Here is a 10,466-nt window from a genome sequence, read left to right as displayed (position 1 = left end):
AAATTGATTCTAAAACTGACGAATATGTCAAAAAAACAAGAAGATTTAGCGGTCATGATGGCCGCTATTCTTTTTAAATTTACGGCAATGGCTGCCAGCTTTGCCTGCTTGGACATCGCAACCAGACCGTAACTTTTTGCCCGGCCTAGTTCATGGAATCGTTTGAGCTCCGCATTTTTCCCTTCAATGCTGGCTCTTTTTTTATACTTCTCTTTAAATTTATTGGTTTTCTGACTTTGGGAGATTTCATAGAATTCTATTGTATTGATCCCGGTATAGAGTATTTTTCGCACTGCTTTTTTGGCACAGTCATCGTGTTTCGATCACCGTTTCCAGATAGTCTTGCATGACCTGTTTGGCCTCTTTATGATCGCTGATTTCTTTGTAGTCTGGCACTTCCGGTAGATTTTCCAGTTCTTCTTGCGTTTCTGCCTGATAGGTTTTTATGATCTTTCGGGCCAGGTATCTTCGGGGTTGATGTCCAGAAAATAGAGATAGGTCAGGTTAAAACTGGCTTCAACGATCACTTTTTCGTCAGAAAGATTGTAGATATGCTCCAGAAACAAAAGCTTACACATCAGTTCGGGTTCTTTGGCGGGACGTCCAAAATTCTGACAGTAGGTATCTTTCAACAGTTCATTGATAAAGCTAAAATCAACCGCTTTTTTAATCTGTTTTAGGATATGATTATCCGGAATTTTATTGTATAATAAGCAATGGAATGATGATTGTTTTGATTGCGGTCGAAGCATGATTTTTCCCCCTGACTGGTTGGTTTTGTTTGCACTTAGTATACCAGACAGGGTTATTTTTTTTACTCATTTTTATACCTATTTGCTCTTTTATGTGCCTAATCTCATCACATTTCCATGCGGCCACTGGACTTTTTCGTACGGTGCTATTTCCACTGAATTTTTTGACTTTTTCACAGGTCCCGAAACGTCCTTTTGTGTTCCTCGTATCATAATGTATGAATAGGCGAAATAATCTGTTGCAAAAAAGAGCTATAAGTAGTAGAATGATAATCAACAAAGATAATAAACATAAAATTGAATCAATATGAAACAATTTTTCTTATGGCGTTTCGATTTATGACAAACATGGTCAAAAATATTGCATTAACTATGAATTGCTGATTCCGGTCTTGAGAAGCGTAAAAATTAGTGGAGGTTTAGAAAATGAAAACTTGTTTAGGAATAACGATTGGCGATCCGGCAGGAGTTGGTCCAGAAATAACATTGAAAGCAATGATGAATTCCGAGGTCTTGAAAGCGACAGTTCCAATTGCCATTGGTGATAAACGGGTATTGGAGAAAGCGAAGTCCATAATTGGCTCCAGCTGGGAATTGATAGAAATTGATTGTATAGAGGACATTGATTCGATCAGAGGCAGCTGTTTTTATTATTTGAATATAAACTCTATTGGAGAGCAACTATGGGAATATGGTAAGGTTGATAAAATTTGTGGAGCCGCCGCGTTTAGTTATATTACGAAGGCCATTGATTTGGCGATGTCAAAAAAAATTGATGGGGTTGTAACCGCGCCGATTAATAAAGAAGCCTTTAATTTAGCGGGATATCACTTTTCGGGACACACAGAAATTTTTGCCCATCAAACTAAGGCAGAAAAGTTCAGAATGCTGTTAACTGGGAAGAAATTAAAAGTCATTCACGTGACAACCCATTCCTCAATGCGGAAAGTATGTGATTTGATCACCTGTGATCGTGTCTTTGATACGATTGTTCTGGCCGACCAAACCGCAAAATTATTGGGAAAAAGTAATCCGGTTATCGGGGTTGCTGGCTTTAATCCTCATAGCTCAGAAAATGGATTATTTGGAGAGGAAGAGGAAAAAGAAATAACTCCAGCAATCAAGAAAGCCCAGGCAGTAGGAATAAATGTTGTGGGACCGATTTCACCCGATACTGTTTTTGTGAAAGCGCTTGGTGGGGATTATGACATTGTTGTAGCAATGTATCATGACCAGGGACATATCCCGCTGAAGCTGGAAGGTTTTAAGATGGATCCTTTGACAAAAGCGTTTACGTCACTAAGTGGTGTTAATTCCACTGTAGGATTGCCTATTATTCGAACATCGGTTGATCATGGGACAGCCTTCGATAAAGCAGGAACTGGTGAAGCAAATGAAGAAAGCATGATTGAAGCGCTGCTCATGGCCGCTAAAATGGCGGAAAATCAAAAGATATTATGATTCGATTATTGGTTATTGCAGATGATTTTACAGGCGCTTTAGACACAGCTATTCAATTTAACCGGAAAAATATACCGACTTATGTTACCATGGATTTAGCGGTAGATTATCAAAAATTGAATCAAAAATTTGAAATACTTGTCATTAATACGGAAAGTCGCCATTTGAATTCTGAAGAAGCTTATAGTCGAATCCAATGGATCACTCAAAACGCAATGAAAGCGGGAGTGCGTTATTTTTATAAAAAAACGGATTCAACATTAAGGGGAAATCTGGGGAGTGAATTAACAGCTTTAAAAGAGACAACAAAAACAAAGGCACTGATGTTTATTCCGGCCTTTCCAAAGAATAATCGGGTGACCAGGAATGGACTTCACTATGTTGACGGTGAACTTCTTCATCAGACCGCTTTTGGAAAAGATCCTTTTAATCCGGTAAAAACAAGCAACGTTGCAGAGATATTAAAAGAACAGAGCAAGTTGAAAATGGTGAATATTGTTGATGCAGATGTCGCCGCTTCTGCAATTAACGAGGGTGATATCTATATTTTTGATGGCGAAACAATGGCAGATTTAGATACTGTAGGAGAATGTATCAAAAGATTGGATGGATTAAAAGTTATGGCCGGTTGTGCGGGGTTTGCAGAAATTTTGCCAGATCTGCTATTACTCAGAAAAAGCTGTCAAAAAACTGAAATAAAGGATGAACGGTTTGTTTTTCTGTCTGGAAGCGTGAATGAAAAAGCACTGATGCAATTAAATGAAGCAGAAAAAAATGGCAACACGTTGATAAAATTATCAGATGAATTAAAACTCAGTGAAAATTTAAATGATTCAGATTTGTTAAATCAGATCGACCAAGCGGTTGAAAAAGCCTGGCGGGAAAAAGGGGTCGTTTTAATTTGCAGTATAACAGATAATGAAGAATTAAAAAAAACGATCGAAAAAGGAATGGAAAAAGGCTTAAGCCTTGAGAAAATCAGAAGCAGAATCGCTCAGAATATGGGCGTTTTAATAAAGAAAATAAGCGAAAAATTATCTATTGTAAACCTGGTTGTTTTTGGTGGAGATACATTACTCGGAGTTGTAAAAGCTTTGGATGCTCAAAGTTTTGTGCCAATGGAAGAAATCGCTTCTGGGGTCGTGCTTTCGAAATTGGTCAGTGAAAACCATGCGATTAATATTATTACAAAGGCCGGTGGCCTTGGAGATCCTGACATTATTAAGGTGATTACGAATTATTTAAAAGCAAAAGCAATTTAGGTTTATATCAATGAATTTTGTAAGGGTTTAAAAATAATTTGCACAAGGAGAGTAAATGGAAACCATCAATGTTTTGGCAATTTTGCCGTATCCTGGATTAAAGGAATTACTCATACAAGCTGTTGAAGAACATGATAACCTGAATGTTGATATTTTTGTAGGTGACATGCAGGAAGGTGTGAACATCCTAAAAAATGTGTCTGATAAAGACTATGATGTGATTATTTCACGAGGTGGGACAGCAGAACTTATCGAAAAAGAAACTGAAATTCCGGTTATCTATTTAGAAATTTCAGGCTATGATATGTTGAGAATATTTAAATTAATTCAAAATTATACTGGGAAACTTGCAGTTGTCGGGTTTTCTAAAATTCTTGAAAGTGTAACGACCCTTTGCGACCTTTTGCGTTATGATATTGATAAATTTGAATTGAAGACTCAAAATGATGTTTATCCGATATTGGAAGAACTTAAAGAAAAGGGATACAATTTTGTTGTCGGTGATGTTATTACGACCAAAGCGGCAGAAACAATGGGATTAAATTACGCACTATTGACCTCTGGAAAGGAAAGCATTGAAAAGGCTTTGAAGGAGGCCATAAAGTTATGCAGGCAGTTATCGAAAAGTGTTAAGGAAAAAGAGATTTATAAACGAGTTTTAGAGCATGAGGTCATTTATCTGGAAGTTTATGGTGCTGATGGTGAGCGAATCTATTCAAACCAGAAACTTGACTTATTTCATCAAGTTCTGAAATCGGGGAATCTTTATAATTATTTTGAGAAGGTTGATTATAATCAGAAAATAAATTTTCATAAAAGCATCGATGGTGAAATCTGGAACATTATGGGGGAACAAGTGTCGTTAACACAGGATAAAGAGGGATATTTATTTTATGGAAGAAAAAGGCTGGACATAAAATCGATTGAAGAAGAAGTCATTACTTTGGATAATAAAAAACAGCGGCAGCAAATTCGACTTTCAAGTTTTGAAAGTAGTAATGATACCATGAAAAAAGCGATTCAGCAAGCGGAAAAGAGTAGTAAAAATCGGAGAGCACTTTTAATTTCTGGGGAAAAAGGCACCGGCAAGGATGAAATTGCATTGGCCATTCATCGGGAACGTCCAAAAAATGACAAGGTATTTATAAAATTTGATTGTTCGCGATTAAATAAAAATAATAGGGACCAGATTTATGAAAATCTGACAAAAATTATTATTGACCAAAAGGATTTTACTTTATTTTTCGAGAAAATTAACGAGCTCCCTTTAGAGTTCCATCAAGATCTGCTTATTTTGCTGAATCAGTTTGAAAAAATTCCGGGAAGTATGTTTATTTCAGCAACAACTGAATCCATACCGGTATTAATTGAGAAAAATCGCTTTTCAATAGAGCTTTATGAAAAACTCGGAAGAGAATCTATTTACTTGCCATCTTTACGGGAACGGTCAGAGGATATCAATAATCTGTGTAGTCTCTTTATTGGTGAAATCAATGTAAAGTACGGAAAAGAGGTAATTGGAATTGATGAGGATGGCATCTTGCTATTGAAGCATTATCGATGGAACTACAATGTTAAGCAGTTGCGGCATGTTTTGGAATCATTGGTACTTAATTCTAAAAGCTCTTATCTGAGTGCATTTCAAATTTCTACAGTGTTAAAACAGGAATCAGCATTATCTGAGGTAAAAAAACAGGATTCCTACTATAACATAAATGTTGACCGTTATTTGGATGACATCACCAAAGAAATTATTGAAATTGTATTGAATGAAGAGCATCTAAATCAGTCTAAAACGGCCAAGAGACTTGGCATTAGCAGAAGTACTCTCTGGAGAAAAATAAACTAGCTTCAAAACGAAACATAAAATGGTCAAAATAGGATTGTAAACGATTCTTAACGATGATATTATTAGCTTGCGAAGTGATCAAGACGGTTATGTATTTCAAAATGAAACATATCTGACGGATGGATTCAATTTTTTTCAAAACGTTATCAATCTTTGTTAAATTTAAAAATAAAGGAGAAAAAAATGATTAATATTCAAGGTGAAAAGGTAATTGATTTAAGCCACAATGTGGAAACGGGGATTCCAGTTATGCCGGGTTTCCCAGATCCGAAGGTTGAGTGGTTATTTAAAAGAGAAGATGGATCAGTGTTCAACGCAGAAGTATTGACAATTTGTCCTCATACTAGCACACATGTTGATGCGCCATGGCATTTTTTTGAAGAAGGAAAAAAAATTGATGAAATTCCAGCAGATTCCATTATTGGACCAGCGATTATTTTGGATTTTAAAGATAAGGAAGGGGATGTGCCAATTTCCGGAGCAGAAATCAAGCAATGGGAAATTGACAATGATGAATATATAAAAGAAGGTGATGCGGTGCTTATTACGACCGGTCATGATAAAAAATGGGGACTTGGTGTTGAAGGTGAAGAATTTTGGAAAAATGGCTGGCCTTATATCACAGAAGATGCGGCCGAATATCTGGCTGAAAAGAAAATTCGCTTAATCGGAATGGAGCCAATGGCCATTGATGGTATCAATGCAAAGGATGAAGCACATTTAACATTATTGCCAAAAGGAATCTTAATCATTGAGAACCTGACAAATTTAGACAAGGTTGGACAAAAAAGATGTGATTTAATTGCGACTGTTTTAAAAGTAACAGGTGGGACGGGTTGCCCGGTGAGAGTTTTAGCAATCGTCTAATATGAAGTAAAATGACCCAACAGGATTAATCCGGACCAGCGAAAAAGGCATGTTTTTTTTGATGTATTCTCAAAATTTAAGAGAATTGTTTTTAGAAAACAAAATTAATTCGAAATACGACAAATAGTTCACAAAATAAGAAGATTTAGCGGTCATGATGGCCGCTATTCTTTTTAAATTTACTGCTATGGTCGTTTCGATTGTTTAGACATCGAAACAAGGCCATAGCCTTTTGCCCGGCCCAGCCCATGGGATTGTTTGAGTTCCGCTTATAGTATCTCCGACTGACTGTCTGATTTCCCTGGCTACAGAACCATTGATAAGAATTTTTGTTCAGGAGTTTACACATCAGTTCGGGTTCTTTGGCTGGTTGGCCAATTTTTTTTACAATAGGTATCTTCTAGCAGGTCATTGATGAAACTAAAATCCACAACATTTCTGACTTGTTTCAGGATATGATTTTCCCCCTGTTTGGTTGGTTTTATTGGCACTTAATTATACCATACAGGGTTATTTTTTTACTCATTTTGAATCAAAAAAAGATCTATTTTTTAATTTCTGGGGGCATAGATTTTATAATTTTGAATTTCGAGTCCTTTGTCTTTTATGAGGTAGTCAAACTGATTTTTTGACTTTTTCACTGCTCCCGGACGTTTCTTTTGTCTGTCATTATGCCTTATTATCTCAATCATTTGCAATATAACGATTGATAAAGAAGGGATGTCTTTCGAACGATTATACCACTGTTCATGCAAGCTCCCCCCAGGCCACCTCCCTAGATTTCAGCTTGGAAGGAAAGGGGTCGATAAATTCCTGTTTAGAATCGATTTTTATGTTCTAGATATTATCGACTAAACTGTGCACAGATTGTCGGATGATTAAGCGCATCCTTTGATAATATTGTTCGTGAAAGGAGGTTATTTGATGGATTCGTTAAGTAGGATGAATAAAGCATTGGCATATATTGAAGAGCATCTAACGGAGGATATTGATTATATTGAAGTATCTAAAATTGCTTACTGTTCAGAGTATCATTTTAAGCGGATGTTTTCTTTTTTATCAGGCCTAGGTTTATCAGAATATATTCGAAGAAGAAGACTGACACTGGCTGCCCTCGATTTGAAAGAGGGAGATTGGAGAATAATCGATATTGCTGTTAAATACTGTTATGACTCAGCTGATTCTTTCTCTCGTGCTTTTCATTCTATGCATGGAATTCTTCCTTCAGAAGCCAGAAGTGAGAATGCACAAATAAAAGCCTATCCTAGAATGACCTTTCAATTATCAATAAAAGGAGGATGTGCAATGAATTATCACATTATTAAGAAAGAACCATTTAAGTTAGTAGGTTTTAAGAAGAGAGTTCCAATTATTTTTGAAGGTGTCAATCCAGAGATTGCCAAAATGACTGAAATTTTAACCCCTGAGGTTATTAAACAATTAAAAGCAATTTCAAATGTAGAACCAACAGGGATTATTAGTGCATCTGCTAATTTTTCGGAAGGAAGAATGAAAGAAAAGGGTGAGTTGGACCATTACATCGGGGTAGCAACTTCAAGTGATGAAACAGCAGGATTTGATGTATTGAAAATTGATGCTAGTACCTGGGCAGTCTTCGAATCAATTGGGCCATTTCCGGAAACACTTCAAAATGTGTGGGGCAGGATATACTCAGAGTGGTTTCCATCTTCAGGCTATGAGGCAGTTGAAGGACCTGAGATTCTGTGGAATGAGAGTCCGGATACTGGGAATCCGAAATATAGAAGTGAAATCTGGATTCCGGTAAAGAAAAAAGATCGCGAAATATATTAATGATTGTTATTAAGGGTACTCTTGTTAGAGTGCCCTTTTGTATTGGATGTGAAGTGGATTTGTTCATAATGAATATCCTTAAATAAACTGGGTATAACCGATCAAGGGGATGGTTCTTTTGTGCAGAGAGCTATTATTAGAGCACGAGAGAACCGTTCTTTCATGATTTCGTTGAGTGCAACAAGGTTTTTAGCGTGACGATCATCCTAAATATAGAGACGAATTACCCATATTCAAAAAACATGAGTTAAAAAGTAAAAAAAATGCCCGCGTTCATTGCAACTGAATAGGAATACCCATATAATATGGGTGATAATAGTATATGGTCAATGTGATATATGCATAAAAACGTAAAGGGAGGAAAATTATGAATGTAATTGTTTTTTTAGCAGACGGATTTGAGGAAGTAGAAGCCTTAACCGTGGTCGATTATTTAAGAAGAGTCAAACCGATTACGGTTGATATGATTGCCATCGGTGACGGCCTGATGGTGACCGGCAGCCATCACATCACAGTAAAAGCCGACAGACACATCGATGATCTGGCCAAACTTGATGCCTACGAGGCTGTCATTATTCCCGGCGGAATGCCCGGGGCAGCGAACCTAAGAGACGATCCACGGGTCATAAAAATCATCAGAGAAATGAATGATGCCGGGCAGCTAGTGGCAGCGATCTGTGCCGGGCCCATCGTTTTAGAAAAAGCAGCGATCGTCGCTGGGAAAAAAATGACCTCTTTCCCCAGCTTTGAAAAGGAATTTCCCCATTCAAGCTATCAAGCGGAGGCGGTCGTCAGGGATGGAAACATTATCACCTCCCGGGGACCGGGAACAGCGGTGGATTTTGCCCTTGAAATCGTGACGGTTTTAGTCGGCGAAGAAGAGGCCGAGACCTTGCGAAAAAACATCCTCTACCACAAGAAAAAATAATGAAACCGATGCCTGACACTAAGGCTACACAACAATAAATCAAATAGAAAGAAGGTGTGGCTATGTTAGGAACACATTTGATTCAAAGCCGCCAGACTTGTAAGCTCGGATTGATCATTGTCATTAGGCAGCTTTTTCCCCAAGAATCCCTTAAAACGGCTTATTCCATTATGGAGGGCGTGTTTTGCCGATTTGCCGATTCCGCCATTTCAATCAGAGAAGTCTATCAGATTGAAAAGAAACTGAAAGAATGGATTTTGAGCAATCCCGATATTGACTATTTGAAGCATCAGGGCGGCTACTACTTTTATCAGGCCGATGGCTATGTTGTTAAAATGATTTATCCCTGCGAAACCAACGTTAAAAATATGGATCCTTTCTCTGTTATTCCTTATGCCGACGGTTTTATTGTCGACTTTGGCGACATTGGCCGGGAGCTCATTACCCCGTTGATTCCGCCGGATAAACTCGCGGCTATGTATGATAAGACCCAGAACTGGCTGAAAAATATTAATATCGAACTGCTTAATGATGTGAATGACTATATTGCCGGCAGCGCCAGCCTGAAGCTGCAGGGGATGGCCGAAGCGCTCCATGAAAAAGAGATCTCAGATATTGCCGTGATGATTCTTCAGCAGCAGCGGGCTCTGCGGGTACTGCTGATTTCGGGACCGTCGTCTTCGGGGAAGACGACCTTTGCGCAACGATTATCGACCCAGCTGAGTGTGAACGGATTAAAGCCGGTTACGCTGTCGTTGGATGATTATTTTGTGAACCGGGAAGTGACACCGCTTACCGAGGACGGCAAGCCGGATTTCGACTGCATGGAAGCGTTGGATCTTCCGTATTTGCAGCAGCAGCTCATCGAACTGATAAATGGAAAAGCGATTGAAACGCCGATCTTCGATTTTAAAACCGGCCATCGTTCCACCCAAACCAGACGACTGCAAGTCGGACACGATGAAATCCTTGTGGTCGAGGGGATCCATGCCCTGAATCCGGTCTTGTTTTTGGGGATCAACCGGAACATTTTGTTTAAAGTCTACCTCAGCTCGCTTTTTCAATTGAATTTCAATTTGGAAAACAGAGTGCCGAGTTCCGAAGTAAGGCTGATCAGACGAATCGTCAGAGGCGACCAATTCCGCGGCACCCACCCCGAGGATACCCTGGATCAGTGGGAAAATGTCCGCCGCGGGGAGTATCAAAACGTGTTTAAATTCCAGGAGGAATCGGACGTGATGTTTAATTCCAGCTTGCTTTACGAATTAAATGCCATGCGAACCTTTGCCGAAGCCTCCTTAAATAAAATAGAGGATAACAGCCCTTATGCGCAGACAAGGGACCGCCTGTTGAATATTCTATCCTTCTGTGAGCCCATGAATACGGAGAAAGTCCCGTTTAATTCAATCTTGCGTGAATTCATCGGCGGCAGCATCTATTTTGACTGATTGAAAGGAAATAAGATGACGAGGGGACGTTTCGGGACCTGTGAAAAAGGACTGTTTTTTTGCTGAATTCATAAAATTTGAGTAAAT

7 protein-coding genes and 2 pseudogenes are annotated in these 10,466 nt (G+C 38.5%); 7 read left to right on the top strand and 2 right to left on the bottom strand.

Annotated elements, in window-relative coordinates; all coding sequences use genetic code 11:
* A pseudogene (locus tag AKG39_RS19575) lies at nucleotides 1–752 on the bottom strand (transposase); the annotation flags it as partial.
* A 426-nt stretch (nucleotides 753–1,178) separates the two neighbouring features.
* On the opposite strand from AKG39_RS19575, the gene pdxA reads away from it, so the two are divergent.
* From pdxA to AKG39_RS19100, 4 genes are all read left to right on the top strand, one after another.
* Nucleotides 1,179–2,213, top strand: a complete 1,035-nt coding sequence (gene pdxA / locus AKG39_RS19115) for a 4-hydroxythreonine-4-phosphate dehydrogenase PdxA (protein WP_201780301.1) — start codon at nucleotides 1,179–1,181, stop codon at nucleotides 2,211–2,213.
* Complete coding sequence (locus tag AKG39_RS19110) at nucleotides 2,210–3,475, top strand: four-carbon acid sugar kinase family protein (RefSeq protein ID WP_050742004.1); 1,266 nt, start codon at nucleotides 2,210–2,212, stop codon at nucleotides 3,473–3,475. Before pdxA ends, AKG39_RS19110 begins: the two co-directional genes overlap by 4 nt.
* A gap of 55 nt (nucleotides 3,476–3,530) precedes the next feature.
* Entirely contained in the window at nucleotides 3,531–5,324 is a 1,794-nt protein-coding gene (locus tag AKG39_RS19105) for a sigma-54-dependent Fis family transcriptional regulator (RefSeq protein ID WP_050742003.1), read from the top strand.
* 153 nt (nucleotides 5,325–5,477) lie between these two features.
* Nucleotides 5,478–6,191 (top strand): cyclase family protein, encoded by a 714-nt coding sequence (locus tag AKG39_RS19100; protein WP_126981296.1) that lies wholly within the window; start codon nucleotides 5,478–5,480, stop codon nucleotides 6,189–6,191.
* 334 nt (nucleotides 6,192–6,525) lie between these two features.
* Here AKG39_RS19100 and AKG39_RS21015 read toward each other — a convergent pair.
* A pseudogene (locus tag AKG39_RS21015) lies at nucleotides 6,526–6,682 on the bottom strand (transposase); the annotation flags it as partial.
* Nucleotides 6,683–7,115: 433 nt separating this feature from the next.
* Between AKG39_RS21015 and AKG39_RS19090 the strand changes: the two are divergent.
* The 3 genes from AKG39_RS19090 (at nucleotide 7,116) to AKG39_RS19080 (ending at nucleotide 10,379) form a co-directional block, all read left to right on the top strand.
* Nucleotides 7,116–8,003 (top strand): AraC family transcriptional regulator, encoded by an 888-nt coding sequence (locus tag AKG39_RS19090; protein WP_050742000.1) that lies wholly within the window; start codon nucleotides 7,116–7,118, stop codon nucleotides 8,001–8,003.
* A gap of 367 nt (nucleotides 8,004–8,370) precedes the next feature.
* Entirely contained in the window at nucleotides 8,371–8,931 is a 561-nt protein-coding gene (locus AKG39_RS19085; RefSeq protein WP_050741999.1) for a DJ-1 family glyoxalase III, read from the top strand.
* Between the two features lie 62 nt (nucleotides 8,932–8,993).
* The gene (locus AKG39_RS19080) at nucleotides 8,994–10,379 is read left to right on the top strand and encodes a uridine kinase family protein (protein ID WP_050741998.1); all 1,386 of its coding nucleotides are present in this window, start codon (nucleotides 8,994–8,996) and stop codon (nucleotides 10,377–10,379) included.
* Nucleotides 10,380–10,466 lie beyond the last annotated feature (87 nt).

The organism is Acetobacterium bakii (genome assembly GCF_001263355.1).
In the GTDB taxonomy this organism is placed as follows: domain Bacteria; phylum Bacillota; class Clostridia; order Eubacteriales; family Eubacteriaceae; genus Acetobacterium; species Acetobacterium bakii.
The sequence above is the reverse complement of the archived record's forward strand: the minus strand, read 5'-3'. Positions and strand labels throughout refer to the sequence as shown.

Excerpts from the sequence above, each read along its gene's own strand:
- AKG39_RS19105 (WP_050742003.1), top strand. The coding sequence starts at position 3,531 with ATGGAAACCATCAATGTTTTGGCAATTTTGCCGTATCCTGGATTAAAG.
- AKG39_RS19110 (WP_050742004.1), top strand. The coding sequence starts at position 2,210 with ATGATTCGATTATTGGTTATTGCAGATGATTTTACAGGCGCTTTAGAC.
- pdxA (WP_201780301.1), top strand. The coding sequence starts at position 1,179 with ATGAAAACTTGTTTAGGAATAACGATTGGCGATCCGGCAGGAGTTGGT.
- AKG39_RS19085 (WP_050741999.1), top strand. The coding sequence starts at position 8,371 with ATGAATGTAATTGTTTTTTTAGCAGACGGATTTGAGGAAGTAGAAGCC.
- AKG39_RS19080 (WP_050741998.1), top strand. The coding sequence starts at position 8,994 with ATGTTAGGAACACATTTGATTCAAAGCCGCCAGACTTGTAAGCTCGGA.
- AKG39_RS19090 (WP_050742000.1), top strand. The coding sequence starts at position 7,116 with ATGGATTCGTTAAGTAGGATGAATAAAGCATTGGCATATATTGAAGAG.